Consider the following 15,456-nt stretch of genomic DNA (forward strand, 5'->3'; position numbering starts at 1 on the left):
AGCAAAGGCAATGGAAACAGGTGGTTTTGTCTCTGTGTTCAAAGTCCAGGATGACGGTAGCTACAAAGAGTTTAAAGTCGCAGTACCTGATACGATATATGCTGATGAGTTTGGGTATTCTATAGCCATCAATGAAGCTGGAACAATCATCATCGGCAAGCCAGGTGAAGACACAGAAACCGCCTATAATACTGGCGCAATTTATGTCCTTGAACCAGACGAAAACGGCAACTACACCAGTACGGCTAATGAGACGCAGCCAGAAATGACTGATAACGAAACCTTCGATTTCTCACAAAGTGGTTTTGGTCAGGCAACACTTGTAGATTTTGAAGTGGGTGAAGGCTCAAATGATGTGATCGAATTTGATCAGGCGGTATTTGCTGATTTCGATGAAGTGATTGCTGCTACCAGCACGAATGGTGCTGATACGGTCATCACTCTTGACGCTGATAACTCTGTCACATTGAAGAATGTTTCATTGGCAGACCTTCACGCAGATGATTTCCAGTTTGTCTAAGTCGAGCATGCAGGCCAATAACTTCAAACTCTTCGAGTAGCTGTTGGCTTGCAACTGCTCTTCCTGATCAGAATTGCAAAACACTCAGAGAGAGGACTTGGTCTTTCTCTCTGAGGGCTTATAAGCGGCCATCCGAGTAGAGCTCCAGAAGCGCGAGGAGGGTGGCGTAGAGCCAGATTGCGAGAGGCAAGCCGAGGGCGTAGAGGATGCCTGTTGTGAGAAGTTTGGCGGATGCGCGCCTGAACGCGGTATTCTGACTGCGCCAGAAAGCAGGAGTTAGAACAGCGAGCTTATGTCTCTTGCCGGAAGAGTGCTTTCGAAGCAGGTCATACTCGGACTTCTGAGTGATCCTGTAAAAGGTGAAGAGGCTGGCGATGCAGATCAGGAAGATGCCAATGTAAAGCGCGGCGTCCATTTCTTGGTTTTCTCCCTGCAGCCGATTGACTGTGAATGCCTATTCTTCGAGTACATTCCGTTCAAAAAGAATGCCACATGCTTGGAGGAGGGGGATAAGTTCTTTCTCAGATCAGAGATTATAAGGGTAATCGGCCAGTCATATAGAAGTAAATGAAATCCAGAAAAGCAGAATAGCCCAATATCCAGAACGGGGCGCCAAACGCATGAACAAGACCAATCTTAGCCAGCTTCACATAGGCGGGCTTCAGCGCAGGCTCCTTCTTGTACCAAAATGCGGGCAGCAGGAAGATGAAGTTCAGATTGCGCGCGAGATTGCGTTTTCTCAGCTCTTCGTATTCTGGCCTCTGACGGATCTTGTGAAAAGAGTAGATCGTACCAGCGAAAATCACGATTATTCCGATGTACCGTAAAGCATCTATCATCTGATTTGTTTTATGTCCCTAAGCAAGCCAACTTATGCCCGCGCGGTGAAGCACCGTAGCGTTGGTCTTTTAATTCGGTGAAGGGCGCCCTTAGCACATATGCAAAGAGCAATCATCAGCAAAGCACGGCCTATCACGGTACAGTAGCGAGATCTTACCGTGGTGGAGTGGTACGCAACCTTCCTTGAGGGCTATTTTCAGCCGGTTTTCACATTGCAACGCATAAAAACGCAAAATTTTGCATAGTAACGCACAGAATAACGCAGGTGCGCACGTGCTGGTTCGTGATCTACACACAGGGTTGCTTCTATGTCAGGTTGTCGCATCCGCCGAAGTGATGAACTGGTATATCTAACTTCTACTAGAGACTAAGATATAAATATATTTCAGTTAAACTGCCACTTTGGGCACAGTTTTCCTCTTCCCACCTTAAGAGCAAATGCAAGTATAAACCGCAATAAACTGCCGAAAACGAGGTTTATACTCACCGTCGCTCTTATATATGTGAACTATATTGAGATTCATTCAATTTCACTTATCCACCTCGTTCTTTAGTTTGAGCTCAAACACTTGGGTAAAGGTTTCATTCTGGCGTTCAGATAGTGCTTTACCCTACTGGGATTTGAACGGGGTCCATTTTAAAGATGAAGGGATTCCGAAGTTTTTAGGAGAGACTTGCAGTTTACGCCAAGGAGCTTAACCTGCCTTGCGAACGAGATTGCTCAAAGAGATTCCTTTGGTCAGTTCGATAAAGTTTAGGGCCTTTGGTGCATTGCACAAAAACGGAACCAGCCACTACGCTGGGAAAGAGAACAAAAACGATTGGAACAGTTGGTAACGAGCGATTTCTGCTGGAAACCTATTTAACAGGCAAGAGGTTAGAACATGATCATAGGGGCTGCCAAGGAAGTCCTTGACGGGGAACGTCGGGTCGCGTTGACGCCGGACAGCGCCCGACAGCTGCAAAAGCTGGGATACGAGTGCGCTATTGAATCCGGTGCAGGTGAAGCTGCAAACTTCTCAGACAAAGATTACACAGACGCTGACGTAAAGGTTGTTGCAGACGCAAAAACGCTCTGGGAAACCTCTGATATTGTTATCAAAGTCCGTCCGCCCGAAACTTCTGAACTGGAACTGACGCACGAAGGACAATCCGTCATCAGCTTCTTCTGGCCAGCCCAGAATGGTGAGCTCCTTCAGCAGTTTGCCGATAAGAAGGTGAATGTGCTGGCGATGGATATGGTCCCGCGTATCTCCCGCGCGCAGAAGATGGATGCTTTGTCATCCATGGCCAACATTGCCGGTTATCGCGCTGTTATTGAAGCTGGTAACAACTTCGGTCGCTTCTTCACCGGTCAGATCACCGCTGCCGGTAAAGTGCCACCAGCCAAAGTGCTCGTCATCGGCGCTGGCGTTGCCGGCCTTGCCGCAATCGGCGCGTCCACATCTCTGGGCGCAATCACTCTGGCCTTCGACGTTCGCCCGGAAGTGGCTGAGCAGGTCGAGTCCATGGGCGCTGAGTTCGTTTATCTGGATTTTGAGGAAGAGCAGCAGGACGGCGCAGCCACAGGCGGCTATGCTTCTGTTTCTTCTCCAGAATTCCGTGAAGCACAGCTGGCGAAGTTCCGTGAGCTGGCACCGGAAGTCGACATCGTCATCACCACAGCTCTGATCCCAGGCCGCGATGCGCCTGAGCTCTGGACCGAAGACATGGTCCAGTCCATGAAGCCGGGTTCCGTGATTGTCGACCTTGCTGCTGAAAAAGGCGGCAACTGCAAACTGACCAAGATGGACGAGAAGATCGTCACCGAGAACGGCATCACCGTGATCGGCTACACTGACTTCCCATCCCGAATGGCAACGCAGTCGTCTACGCTGTACGCAACCAACATCCGTCACATGATGACAGACCTGACCCCTGAGAAAGACGGTCAGATCAATATCGACATGGAAGACGATGTGATCCGCGGTGCAACGGCAACCAAGGACGGGGAAATCACTTTCCCACCACCAAAGCCGAAAATCGCTGCGATTGCTGCCCAAAAACCGAAGGAAAAAGCACCAGAGCTGACACCGGAAGAACGCCGTGCCGCTGAAGTTGCGGCCTTCAAAGACCAGACCAAGAAGCAGGTTGCTCTGCTTGCTGGTGGTGGCGCGTTGCTGCTGCTCGTTGGCCTTGTTGCACCAGCAAGCTTCATGCAGCACTTCATCGTGTTTGTTCTGGCTTGCTTCGTTGGCTTCCAGGTTATCTGGGGCGTTGCACACTCTCTGCATACCCCGCTGATGGCTGTCACCAACGCGATTTCTTCCATCGTTATCTTGGGTGCACTGTTGCAAATCGGGTCTGGCAGCTGGCTTGTCATTCTCCTTGCTGCTGTTTCAGTCTTTATGGCTGGTATCAACATCTTCGGTGGCTTCCTCGTAACCCGGCGCATGCTCGCCATGTTCCAGAAGTCTTAAGGGGGCCGGTACTATGGAATTTAGTTTCACTACCGCCGCTTATGTTGTTGCGGCTGTTCTCTTCATTCTGTCTCTGGGCGGTCTGTCCGGTCAGGAAAGCGCGAAACGTGCTGTATGGTACGGTATCGCGGGTATGGCGCTGGCTGTTGTTGCCACACTCATCGGTCCGGGTTCCGGCCTCTGGCTGCTCTCCGTTATCCTGATCGCTGCTGGCGGCGTGATCGGTTACTATGTGGCACAGCGCGTGCAGATGACCGAGATGCCTCAGCTGGTTGCCGCCATGCACTCGCTGGTTGGTCTGGCTGCTGTGTTCGTCGGCTTTAACGCTGATATCGAGCTTGGCCGCGTTCTTGCAATGGATGGAACTGCTCAAAAAGCACTTGAAGGCTTTGCTGCAGTTCTGGCGAAAAAGACCAGTGTTGAAGTTTCCATTCTTCGCGTAGAAGTCTTCCTTGGCGTGTTCATTGGTGCGGTTACCTTCACCGGTTCTGTCGTTGCATTCGGCAAGCTGGCAGGAAAGCTTAACTCTAAGGCGATTAAACTACCGGGCGGTCATGCGCTCAACGCAGGCGCTGCAATTGCTTCAATTATTCTGGGCATCATGTACTTCAACGATGCAGGTATCTGGACTCTAATCCTGATGACCCTGCTGGCATTCTTCATCGGTTACCATCTGATCATGGGTATCGGTGGTGCAGATATGCCTGTTGTTGTCTCCATGCTGAACTCCTACTCAGGCTGGGCAGCTGCAGCGATTGGTTTCTCCCTTGGCAACGACCTTCTCATCGTTGTGGGTGCGCTCGTTGGTTCTTCTGGTGCAATTCTCTCTTACATCATGTGTAAGGCGATGAACCGCCACTTCGTCTCCGTTATTCTGGGTGGCTTTGGTAACACCTCTGGCCCTGCTCAGGAAATCGAAGGCGAGATGGTTCCAACGGATACCGACTTCGTTGCAGAAACCCTTTCTGAAGCTGACAGCATCGTTATCGTACCAGGTTACGGCATGGCTGTTGCTCAGGCACAGCAGTCCGTTTCTGAGCTAACCAAGCGTCTGCGTGACAAAGGTAAAAACGTACGCTTTGCAATCCACCCGGTTGCAGGTCGTCTGCCAGGTCACATGAACGTTCTGCTGGCTGAAGCGAAAGTGCCTTATGATATCGTTCTGGAAATGGACGAGATCAACGATGACTTCCCGGATACAGATGTTGTGATCATCATCGGTGCGAACGACATCGTGAACCCGGCAGCTCAGGAAGATCCAAACTCTCCAATCGCTGGCATGCCAGTGCTGGAAGTCTGGAAAGCCAAGCACGTGTTCATCTCCAAGCGTGGTCAGGGCACCGGCTACTCCGGCATCGAGAACCCACTGTTCTACAAGGAAAACTCCCGCATGTATTACGGCGATGCAAAGTCTTCCATGGACGCCCTGCTCGGCAAAATCAGCTAAGCTGAACCAGAGTTGAAACAAAGAAACCCCGGAGTGTAATGAACACTCCGGGGTTTCTTTGTTTTTTCTGAACTGAAGCTTCTTCAATGCAGCTCTTCATCGCCAACTAAAAGGCTACTGACAGCCCAGCTTCTCAAGCAGTTCTGGGTTTGCATCAATTGTGGAGTCACCACCGAGCTTACCGTCGTAACCGCAGAGGCGGACTTTGGCGGTTTCGTCGATCATGTCGGGTTGATCGGTGAAGGCGACCATGCCGGAGCCGAGGAGGGTGTAAAGGCCCTGTGAGGTTGGTGGAGACAGGTAGCCTTCCGCCTGAACCAAGCCGACTTTGCCGTCGAAGATGCCGGTTTCCAAAGAAGTGGCGCGGATGCTGCCAGCTTCAGGAATGCCAGTCACCCGAATGACATCACCAGATTCCACGTGTTGCGGAATGATGCCTGCGATCAAGGTGTTCCCGATCTGAGGCACGTTGCTGGCGCCGACGGAAAGGTTACTGCCAATGATCACCGCGGACTGGCGTGGTGGAACCACTTCAACGCGTGTTGCGACCACATCTTCATCCTGCCAGAGACCACTGATCGCGACCCAATCGCCTTGCTTCACAGTGGTCGCAATGGTCAGCGGAACATGAACAGCTGTTCCCATGATTTCAAAGATTCTGCCGGTCTCATCTGAGCTGATTTCTGAGACTGGACCAATGATTGGCAATATGCGCCGGATGCTTTGAGCTTCCCAATTCGCACCAGCCAAATCGGCAACAACGGCGACCGTATCTCCCGGCACCAACTGCGCGGCGGTGAGTGGGCCTAGTTCGTTTTTCACCGGCAGATCAGCAGGGAAGGTAATCCGCTGCTCGTTGACGATGATACTGCCAAGGCGTGTGATCGTACCGACAATGCCGGTCCCCAAAATACCGCCTTCACGCTCCTCTTCTGCATGTCCTGCAGCTGGAGCTATTAGAAAACTGGACGCAATCAGAGCGGAAAGTGTGTGCCTCCAAACCATCATGCAGCCGCCTCATCAGAGGACGGCTTTTTTGGAAGGACGTAGGCCCCAAAGGCAAAACGGCCATTTGCGGTCTGTTCCGCATCATTCATCTGCATCTCCCTCGCCAGAGCGTTGACTTCTTCCAAAAGCATCTGGGCTTTCTCTTGCGTCAGCCTGTTCAGCTTCTCAACTGACTCATCAGATAAATGTGAGTAGCGCAGGATTCGATCAAAATTGAGGGAGGTTCCTTCAGGAGCAATTAAGTTGTGGGTAGCCGCTGTCAGATGGGTGGAAAGCGTCGCCTGATAGGCCGCGACCTGTTCTGCACTTCCGGCAGCCGGAAGTAAGGCGTGAGTCAACAAACGATAAAATCCGTCATCTAATTCCGTAACGACACCTTGTTCGATAAGCGCTTCCAAAACCGTTCCCGGCGCCATATCTGCGCGCGTCAGACGCACCAGCTCATCAAAGCCCGGTTCTTTTTCGCTTCCGTGCCGGGGCAGGTCGCGCGGCGTTCCTTCGCTGCTTTGGAACTCTGGTGCAGTGGCCCAGTAGCTTATGGCGAGCGCTGAAGCATTGACGGATTTCTTAAGAGATCCGCCGTTTTCGTCGGTTCGTAACCGCTTGACATCCTTACGATGAATTCCGGTCTTCAGGCTAACCCGGCTGTCTGTCGTTTTGCCTGGGGTTTCCTCCAGTGCGGCTTGCAGCAGGGCGCGTTTTAAGGCCTCGGTCGCTGGCCCGATTGTGACGCCACGCGCCACCATCGCTTTCGCCAGCGGGGCAAGAAGCGCTGTGAGGGCAGTCTCAAAAGGGTCTGTTTGCTCGGGACTCATTTCCGTTTCCTGTGCTGTCCAGTTCTCTAATCATTACACCAAAATTTTTCATCCTACGAATTCGTTACTGCTTGTTGAACACTTGTTATACTCAAATGGGAATTTTTCCCATTATCTAGAATGAGTGTTTATCACCATAAGAGGGACTCGCCATGCGGGATATTGCTGCAGATTATCTAAATGACATTCGGCCAGTGTTTCCGGCCATGCCAAAACTGGCAGGGGTTGCACCACGTAATCCGCTTCTGTCGGCATTGAGCGATTTTGATCAGGAACGTTTTCTGGAATTTGGATGGGGACCAGAAACCGCGCCACGTTTTCCAACCATCATTTCCGCAATGAACCACTTTATGGCTGCACAGCCAAATGCCATCGCTGCTGAGTATCAGGGAGAGGACATCAGCTACGGTGCATTGAACATTGCTGCCAACCGGTTGGCCAACACACTGGTTCAGCACGGTGTAAAGCGCGGAGACGCCGTTTGTCTCTACCTGCATCGTTCCATTCCAATGATCGTGGGTATTGTTGCCGCCCTTCGCGTGGGCGCTGCTTACATTCCGCAACACGTGGGCGTTGCTCCGGAAAAGACGCTGACCCACATCGCCAAGATTACGGGCGCAAAAGTTATCCTGACACTGCGCGAGTTGCGCGAGCAGGTGCCGGTCGCAGAAGGGCAAACGCTCATTTCCATTGAAGATGTGATGGAAGATGACGCACTGCCAACCATGCCGCCATTGGGAGAGCAGTACAAAGCTCAGCCTGATGACCTTTGCATGATCCTGTTCACCTCTGGCACCACAGGTGTTCCAAACGGCGTTCAGGTCACACACAAAAACCTATGTAACATTCTACAAACCGGACCGGGCGACCTAGGCATGCGTCCGGGGTTGCGGGTGGGCCAAATTCTCTCCATCGCCTTTGATATGGCGGCCTGGGAAACACTGGGAGCGATCTCCAACGGCGCAACGCTCATCATTCGTGGCAAAAGCATTCAGGAAACAGCCGAGAAAGTGGATGTGTTGATTGCAACACCGTCCATTTTGAACTCTCTAGACCATTCCCGTTGCCAGCAAGTGCAGACCGCCGCTGTTGCCGGTGAACCTTGCCCGCGTCCACTAGCAGATGCGTGGAGCAGCTTCTGCCGGTTCTATAACTCTTGCGGGCCGACTGAGACCACCATCATCAACACGGCTGAACCGCACTATCCGGGCAAGGAAGTGCTGTCCATCGGTCGCCCGACCCCAAACAACACGGTCTACGTTCTGGATGAAAATCTGCGCCCTGTTGCCATTGGTGAGAAGGGGGAGATGTGGGCCGGTGGTGACTGCGTGACCGCTGGCTATCTTGCCAATCCGGAACTGACACTGGACCGGTATCGTCCGGACCCATTCCGGCCTGGCCACATGATGTTCCGCACCAAAGACCTTGGCCGCTGGACCAACACAGGTGAGCTGGAACACTTCGGGCGCGTTGATGATCTGGTGAAAATCCGTGGCTTCCGTGTGGAGTTGGATGGGGTTTCCAACACACTGGAAGCGACTGAGGGCTGTGATCAGGCCGTCACGCTCAAGTTCGACAGTCGCAATCTGGTGGCCTTTGTCAGCCCTGCGAATGTGAGCACAGAAGATGCCGCTCAGTCTGTGAAAGACAAACTTCCTTACTATTGCAGTCCAACGCTGATCCTCGCCATGGATGAGCTGCCTCGTACACCACGCGGCAAGTTGGACAAGCGCCTGCTGTTGAAGCTGGCACAAGACCATATTGACGCTCAGGGTGTGGAGTTAAATTAATGACCATTGAAGCAACAGCTGCCGAAACGCGCAGCTACAACTGGCGCCGTGTAACCCGCCATCCATCCTTGATGGAATACAACCGACTTGTCGTGCTCGTTGCGGTGATCAACATTGCAGTCTTTATTGCAGGCCTGCAGGACGGACGCTGGTTCTCTGAAACCGGCTTTGCGCTTGGCGCCATTGCAGATATGGCGTTGATCAACCTTTCTCTGGGCATCCTGATCCGCCAGCAACGGGTGGTGAATGCTCTGTTCTGGTTGGCGACCCGCGTTCCTACCAGTTGGCCACTTTGGATCCGCTGGGGCGCGGGCAAGGTGTTCCACTTTGGCGGACTTCATTCCAGCAGCACCGTGTCCGGTACAATCTGGTTTGGTTTCTTGCTGTACGCGATGGTGGCAAATCGGTTTGAAGGGGCAGCTCTGCCATCTGATCAGACACTTGCTCTGAGCGGCGCCATGGTTGCACTGATGGTTCTGCTGATCATCACTGCACAGGGTGGTTTCCGGGCGCGTTACCACAACACCTTTGAAAAGGTACACCGCTTTGTAGGCTGGACTGTTCTGGGTCTTTTCTGGGCCCAGACGATCTCCATCACGCAAGATACAGGTGGCATTCTGCTGGAAACTCCGGCCTTCTGGATGCTCTGCCTGATCACACTGTCCATCGTCTCCCCATGGCTGACACTGAAGCGTGTGAAGGTGGATGTTGTTAAGCCATCCAACCATGCGGTTCTGGCAAAGTTCAACTACGGAGATACTCCATTCCCGGGCAGCTCCAACGCCATCAGCCACACACCGTTTGGTGAGTACCATGCCTTCGCCAATATCCCATCCCCGCATGAGCCGGGATATCGCCTCGCGATCAGCCGGGCAGGGGACTGGACCGGTGAGTTTATTGAAAATCCGCCAAGCCATGTCTGGGTAAAAGGCATCACCACCTCAGGTGTGGCTCGTATTGAAGTCCTGTTTAAGAAGGTGGTCTACGTAGGAACAGGCTCTGGCATTGGTCCTATCGTACCGCATTTGCTTGCAGGCAAAGTCCCGAACAAGGTGATTTGGTCGACGCGCAACCCGCGTAAAACCTACGGCGATGCTTTCGTTGATGAGATTATGTCCAGCACGGAGGATCCTGTAATCTGGGATACGGATGCTCAGGGCAAGCCGGACCTGACAGCTCTCACCATGAAGGCAGTACAGGAGAGTGGGGCGGAGGCCGTGATTGTGATCTCCAACCAGAAACTAACCCGCAAACTCGTTCATGACATGGAAAGCCTCGGCATTCCTGCCTATGGTGCAATCTGGGATAGCTGATCATGTATGAAACCATCGAAACATCTGTCGAAGGGCGCGTGGCAACCATCCGCTTCAATCGCCCAAAAGCTCTGAATGCGCTGAACTCCAAGGTGCTGGAGGAAGTGCTGGATGCAGCGACCAAGTACGACGCCGATCCAGCGATTGGATGTCTGATCTTGACCGGCAATGAACGGGCTTTCGCAGCTGGTGCTGATATTGCTGAGCTCAACGAGCAAGACTACGCCAGCATGTATGCCAGCAACTTCTTCACCGGATGGGATCGCTTCGCCGCCCTCCGCATTCCGAAGATTGCTGCGGTTTCTGGGTACGCTCTGGGTGGCGGTTGTGAAGTTGCCATGATGTGCGACATCATTCTGGCAGCTGACACAGCCAAATTCGGCCAGCCAGAAGTGAAGATCGGCTGTATTCCGGGCATTGGCGGATCTCAGCGCCTCACCAAACTGGTTGGCAAAGCACGGGCGATGGATCTGATCCTGACGGGCCGTATGATCGATGCGCAAGAAGCCTACGACATGGGCCTCATCAGCCGAAAGATCCCGGCAGAGGAGCTGCTTTCCGTTGCAAAGGAAACAGCTGAGACCATCGCAGGCTATGCACGGGACATCACCATGATGGCCCGGGCTTGTGTGAATGCAGCCGAAGAGAACTCGCTGGAAAATGGCATCCGCTTTGAACGGCAGATGTACCATGCGTTGTTTGGCTCTCCCGCTCAACAGGAGGGCATGACTGCCTTCCTTGAAAAGCGTAAGCCAAACTTCAATGAGCAGCCTGAGCTGGAAGACGCTTAGAGCTCAAGAAAGCGCCCGGGTGTGAGAGGGTTACCCCGGGCGTTTTTTCTGGCGCATTACTCGCCGATGAAGGGGTTGTCCCGCAATCGCTTAGCGGCAAAGTCCACGAAGGACCTCACTTTTGCACTGGCACGCCGGCCTTCCATATAAACGATATGGACCGGGAGTGGATCAGGCTCATACTCCTCCAACGCCAACTGCAACGCACCGTTCGCCACATCCTTCGCCACCTGATAGGACAGCAGGCGTGTAATCCCGGCGCCTCCCGTGGCGGCCTGAATGGCGGCGCAGTTCTGATTGCAGCGCAAGTGAGGTTTGATCTTCACCACCTCGGATTTTTCGCCAGAAAACTTCCATTGATTGCTGGTTTCTACCGCAGTGGGCTGGATGATTTTGTGGTCCGCCAGATCGGAGGGGGTTTGCGGTACGCCATACTCCGCAAAATACTCTGGAGCGGCGCAAATCACACGGCGGATGCTACCGACGCGGGTGGCATAAAGGCTGGAATCCTGTAGGTTTCCGATACGGATGGCCACATCCAGATTGTCTTCCACCATATTGACGATGCGATCATAGAACACCGCGTTGACGCTGACTTCCGGATAGAGGTCCAGATATTGTGTGATCAGAGGGACGATGTATTTTTGCCCGAACAGCACGGGAGCAGTGATGGAAAGCTCACCAATCGGCTTGGCGAAACTACCTGTCACCGCGGCTTCTGCGTGTTCAACGCTTTCCAGAATGCCTTTCACGTCACACAGATAGTGCCGGCCCGCGTCAGTCAGGCGAACGTGGCGGGTGGTTCGGTTGAACAATCTTGTGCCAAGGGATTGCTCCAGCCGGGCGACGGAGCGTGTCACCGCAGGGGCGGAAAGGCCAAGCTTTTTGCTGGCTTCCACGAAACTCTCCCGCTCAGCCACCTCCACAAAGACCTGCATTGTTTCAAGTTTGTCCATATCAATCCCGCAATCACACTCATTTATTACAGCAAGTGTAATAGTGAATTGCACAGAAGCCCAATTATTTCCTTTCAAACATTGGTTACATGAAGACCATCATCCGGTTTCAATAATAAGGAGATAATCAATGTCACGCATTTCTACCCCATCCTCCATCGAAGCCGCTCCTCAGGAGTCCCAGGCTTCCCTTCAGGCCGTTAAGTCTCAGCTCGGCTCCGTGCCGAACCTGTTCCGTATCGTTGCCAACAGCCCACAAACCCTGGAAGGTTACCTTGGTTTGAACGGCGCGCTTGGTAAGGGAACTTTGCCCGCCGCAACCCGAGAGCGTATCGCTCTGGCCGTGGCCGAGCTGAATGGCTGCAACTACTGCCTTTCCGCACACACTTACCTTGCATCCAACCTTGCCAAGCTCTCTGAAGATGAGATCGTGCAGAACCGCAAAGGCAGCTCAGAGGACGCGAAAGCCGCTGTTGCTGTTGAGTTCGCGGTCGCCATCGTCAAGAACCGCGGTCAGGTTACCGATGCAGCTGTACAGGCTGTGCGCGATGCAGGCTACTCTGATGCAGAGCTCGTTGAGATTGTTGGACATGTGGCCCTGAACACGCTGACCAACTACATGAACGAGGTTCTGGGAACGGAAGTGGACTTCCCAGCCGCTAAAGAACTTGCCTGATACCACAGGCAGGTGGGGCCCAATCCACCTGCCACCCTTCCGGAGATCGTCATGACCAGACCACCACTCCCACCGTTCACACGGGAAACAGCCAGCGCCAAGATCCGTGCGGCGGAAGATGGCTGGAACTCTAGGGATCCGCAAAAGGTTGCTTTGGCCTACACGCCAGACTGCCAATGGCGGAACAGAGCCGAATTTGTAACCGGTCGCCACGAGATTGAGCAGCTGCTCACTCGCAAATGGACCCGAGAGCTCGATTACCGCCTTATTAAAGAGCTATGGGCCTATGAAGGTGACCGCATCGCCGTTCGCTTTGCCTATGAGTATCATGACGACTCCGGACAGTGGTTCCGCGCATATGGCAACGAAAACTGGGAGTTCGCAGAGGACGGCCTTATGAAGCGCCGCATTGCGAGCATCAATGAGCACCCGATCAAGCCGGAGGAGCGCAAGTTCCATTGGCCGCTCGGTCGCCGCCCGGATGATCATGCCAGCCTGAGTGATCTGGGTCTTTAACTGGAGGAACCCCAATGTATTCCAGTGATATTGCCTTTACGCCCACCGTCAAAGCCATCCAAAGCCGCAAAGGCTCGCGCCATGGCTATGCCAGTATGGAAGAGCGTGGTGGCTGGAAGACCGAAGTCACCGACGATCTGGCCCAGTACATCGCCGCGCAGCGCAGCTTCTTTCTGGCAACCTCCAATGCGGATGGTCAGCCCTACATTCAGCATCGTGGTGGCCCGATGGGCTTTCTCAAGGTGCTGGACAATCGGCGTCTCGGTTTTGCGGATTTTCGCGGCAACCGGCAGTATATCAGTCAGGGCAATCTGGAGGACAACTCCAAAGCCTTCATCTTCCTGATCGACTACCTGCAAAAGACCCGCATCAAGATCTGGGGCACGGCGAAAGTCATTGAAGACGATCCTGAACTGATCGAGCAATTGATGCAGTACGACCAGCCTTATCGCGCCGCCCCAGAGCAGGCGATCATCTTCACCATTGATGCGTGGGATGCCAACTGCCCGCAGCACATTCCTGTGCGCGTGGATGCAGAATGGGTGAGATCGGCGCTGGAAGAAAAAGAACAGAAGATTGCAGAGCTGGAAGCACAGATCCAGAAGCTGCAAAGCACCGTACAACCTAATTGAACAAGAATAGCGGGTGGGCAACCTCACCCGTTACTGCGTATTCCCGAAACTTATCTGGCCCTAATATCGGGAATACGCACTATCTCTTTTTTATTGTGGGCCACCATAAAAATCGCCCCACTGCTTCTTCTCAATCTCTGTCACCGCCGCAATCAACTTTGAAGCGAACGCATCCGCCAATGCAGATGCCGGACGTTGGGATGGCAGCAGAATAGAAATCGCCAAAACCACCTTTGGTGCAAACGGACGAAACACGAGTGAGCTGTGTTCCCGGGCCGTGTTCAGATAGCCATCCGCTGTCATCGGGTCACAAATGCAGTAGCACAGGCCATCTTCCACCAACTTCAGCGCAGGCAAAAAGTTACGCAGCTCAAAGCGTTGGTTGAACTCTGCTCTCTGGTCCTCAAAAGCCATCCGCGTGGAAACGCAGTTCGGATGCATCTCCGGCAGTGTTGCCAGTGGTTTGCCGGAGAGGTCTTTGGCTTCAATGATCTCCTTGCGGGCCAGCGGATCATCACTGCGCAGAGCGCAGATACAGTTGAGCAAGAAGTCATGGGTGAACAGCGCCGTATTTGGGGCAGGGGTCTCTGCCAGACCAACGTCATATTGCTGAGAGGCAACCCATTCCTCAATCACGTTGGATCCGCGCATCATCAGCGAGACCTTCACATCCGGCTTGTCCTGCACAAACTCTGAGATCAGCTGCGGCACAAGCACCTGAGAAGACGCAGGCATGAATGCCACATTGAGCCGCCCTTGTTGCAGGGAGCCAATCTCGCGCATGGTTCGTGTTGAGCGAGCAAGACGGTCCAGAATGGCTTCTGCCTCACCCAAAAAGAACTGCGCTTCCGGTTTTCGGATCAGTTTGCCGCGCTGCCGCTCAAACAACTCGATGCCCAGTTCCTGCTCCAGATTGGAGATCAGAGAACTTACCGCAGGTTGCGTTCTGCCAAGGGTACGTGCCGCTTCAGAGATGGAACCGGTGCGCATCACTTCACGAAATGCCTGCAACTGTCGAAAACTCAGGTTCATGTAACTGCCTGTAATTGTGAGGCAATCACATGCCCCATAATTTTTTTCTATACATCAATAGATTAAATCATTTTGATTTTATAGGTCAAAATCGAAATCTTCCCCGGAACAGCACTGCGGACATCTACTTAGGGAGGATTGCTGATGGATCGCTTTATGAGCCTGCTGTTGACGGGGCTGATCTGCCTTGTTGCATTGGGCCAGTTTGTACAGGTGATCACGCGATACTTGCTTGAGATTCCAGTCCTGGGGCTGGAAGAGAGCCTGCTTTACCCAACAATGTGGCTTTACATGGCCGGTGCGGTGAACGCATCGCGCGAAAACAGCCATATCCGCGCCAACGTTCTTGAGATCTTCCTCAAAACACCAAAGCAAGTAGCCGTCCTCGCGCTCATCGGCGAAGCGCTGAGCCTCGTCATCGGCTGCTGGCTCACCTACTGGGCGTGGGACTTCACCAAATATTCCATGCGGGTCTGGAGAGAGAGCCCAACCCTCTACATCCCAACCTTCTACGTGGACGTGGCGTTGATCACCGGCCTTGTGCTGATGATGGTCTTCACCGCAATCCAGCTTGGCCGCCACATCTATCAGGTCGCGACAGGCAACTACCCACCATCAGCCACACACACAACAGAATCCCAACAAGAGGAGCTGGCCTGAT

The 15,456-nt window shown here is 53.2% G+C and carries 16 protein-coding genes; 10 read left to right on the top strand and 6 right to left on the bottom strand.

Features of this window, described 5'->3' with window-relative positions; all coding sequences use genetic code 11:
- Positions 1–10 precede the first annotated feature (10 nt).
- Positions 11–520 (top strand): hypothetical protein, encoded by a 510-nt coding sequence (locus tag QT397_01280; protein WNZ53668.1) that lies wholly within the window; start codon positions 11–13, stop codon positions 518–520.
- 118 nt (positions 521–638) lie between these two features.
- On the opposite strand, the gene QT397_01285 is transcribed toward QT397_01280, so the two are convergent.
- Both QT397_01285 and QT397_01290 read right to left on the bottom strand, forming a co-directional pair.
- Entirely contained in the window at positions 639–935 is a 297-nt protein-coding gene (locus tag QT397_01285; protein WNZ53669.1) for a hypothetical protein, read from the bottom strand.
- Positions 936–1,053: 118 nt separating this feature from the next.
- Positions 1,054–1,326: a hypothetical protein gene (locus tag QT397_01290; GenBank protein WNZ53670.1), complete on the bottom strand. Its 273-nt coding sequence runs from the start codon at positions 1,324–1,326 to the stop codon at positions 1,054–1,056.
- 918 nt (positions 1,327–2,244) lie between these two features.
- On the opposite strand from QT397_01290, the gene QT397_01295 reads away from it, so the two are divergent.
- Both QT397_01295 and QT397_01300 read left to right on the top strand, forming a co-directional pair.
- Positions 2,245–3,819, top strand: a complete 1,575-nt coding sequence (locus QT397_01295) for a Re/Si-specific NAD(P)(+) transhydrogenase subunit alpha (GenBank protein ID WNZ53671.1) — start codon at positions 2,245–2,247, stop codon at positions 3,817–3,819.
- Positions 3,820–3,832: 13 nt separating this feature from the next.
- On the top strand, positions 3,833–5,266 hold the full coding sequence (locus tag QT397_01300) for an NAD(P)(+) transhydrogenase (Re/Si-specific) subunit beta (protein ID WNZ53672.1): 1,434 nt from the start codon (positions 3,833–3,835) through the stop codon (positions 5,264–5,266).
- A gap of 114 nt (positions 5,267–5,380) precedes the next feature.
- Here the strand turns inward: QT397_01300 and QT397_01305 are convergent, their stop codons facing one another.
- Complete coding sequence (locus tag QT397_01305; protein WNZ53673.1) at positions 5,381–6,274, bottom strand: DUF5666 domain-containing protein; 894 nt, start codon at positions 6,272–6,274, stop codon at positions 5,381–5,383.
- Positions 6,271–7,089 (bottom strand): DUF6502 family protein, encoded by an 819-nt coding sequence (locus QT397_01310; GenBank protein ID WNZ53674.1) that lies wholly within the window; start codon positions 7,087–7,089, stop codon positions 6,271–6,273. The genes QT397_01305 and QT397_01310 overlap by 4 nt, the downstream gene beginning before the upstream one ends.
- 206 nt (positions 7,090–7,295) lie before the next feature.
- On the opposite strand from QT397_01310, the gene QT397_01315 reads away from it, so the two are divergent.
- From QT397_01315 to QT397_01325, 3 genes are read left to right on the top strand one after another with little or no spacing between them, the layout of a single operon-like run.
- Positions 7,296–8,879: an AMP-binding protein gene (locus QT397_01315; protein WNZ53977.1), complete on the top strand. Its 1,584-nt coding sequence runs from the start codon at positions 7,296–7,298 to the stop codon at positions 8,877–8,879.
- Positions 8,879–10,192 (top strand): hypothetical protein, encoded by a 1,314-nt coding sequence (locus QT397_01320; protein ID WNZ53675.1) that lies wholly within the window; start codon positions 8,879–8,881, stop codon positions 10,190–10,192. Before QT397_01315 ends, QT397_01320 begins: the two co-directional genes overlap by 1 nt.
- A gap of 2 nt (positions 10,193–10,194) precedes the next feature.
- Positions 10,195–10,983 (top strand): enoyl-CoA hydratase-related protein, encoded by a 789-nt coding sequence (locus QT397_01325; GenBank protein ID WNZ53676.1) that lies wholly within the window; start codon positions 10,195–10,197, stop codon positions 10,981–10,983.
- Positions 10,984–11,039: 56 nt separating this feature from the next.
- Here QT397_01325 and QT397_01330 read toward each other — a convergent pair whose 3' ends face one another.
- A complete protein-coding gene (locus tag QT397_01330; protein WNZ53677.1) occupies positions 11,040–11,939 on the bottom strand; it encodes a LysR family transcriptional regulator in 900 nt (299 codons plus the stop codon).
- A 130-nt stretch (positions 11,940–12,069) separates the two neighbouring features.
- Between QT397_01330 and QT397_01335 the strand changes: the two genes are divergently transcribed.
- The 3 genes from QT397_01335 to QT397_01345 are packed head-to-tail and all read left to right on the top strand — an operon-like array spanning position 12,070 to position 13,763.
- Positions 12,070–12,615 carry a peroxidase-related enzyme gene (locus QT397_01335; GenBank protein ID WNZ53678.1) on the top strand — a complete coding sequence of 182 codons (546 nt, stop codon included), beginning with the start codon at positions 12,070–12,072 and terminating at the stop codon, positions 12,613–12,615.
- 51 nt (positions 12,616–12,666) lie between these two features.
- Positions 12,667–13,131, top strand: coding sequence for a nuclear transport factor 2 family protein (locus tag QT397_01340; GenBank protein ID WNZ53679.1), 465 nt, complete (start codon positions 12,667–12,669; stop codon positions 13,129–13,131).
- Between the two features lie 14 nt (positions 13,132–13,145).
- Entirely contained in the window at positions 13,146–13,763 is a 618-nt protein-coding gene (locus tag QT397_01345) for a pyridoxamine 5'-phosphate oxidase family protein (GenBank protein ID WNZ53680.1), read from the top strand.
- Positions 13,764–13,853: 90 nt separating this feature from the next.
- Here the strand turns inward: QT397_01345 and QT397_01350 are convergent, their stop codons facing one another.
- Complete coding sequence (locus QT397_01350; protein WNZ53681.1) at positions 13,854–14,795, bottom strand: LysR substrate-binding domain-containing protein; 942 nt, start codon at positions 14,793–14,795, stop codon at positions 13,854–13,856.
- A 144-nt stretch (positions 14,796–14,939) separates the two neighbouring features.
- Between QT397_01350 and QT397_01355 the strand changes: the two genes are divergently transcribed.
- Complete coding sequence (locus tag QT397_01355) at positions 14,940–15,455, top strand: TRAP transporter small permease subunit (GenBank protein WNZ53682.1); 516 nt, start codon at positions 14,940–14,942, stop codon at positions 15,453–15,455.
- Position 15,456: the final 1 nt, after the last annotated feature.

It is taken from the genome of Microbulbifer sp. MKSA007, assembly GCA_032615215.1.
Lineage (GTDB): Bacteria > Pseudomonadota > Gammaproteobacteria > Pseudomonadales > Cellvibrionaceae > Microbulbifer.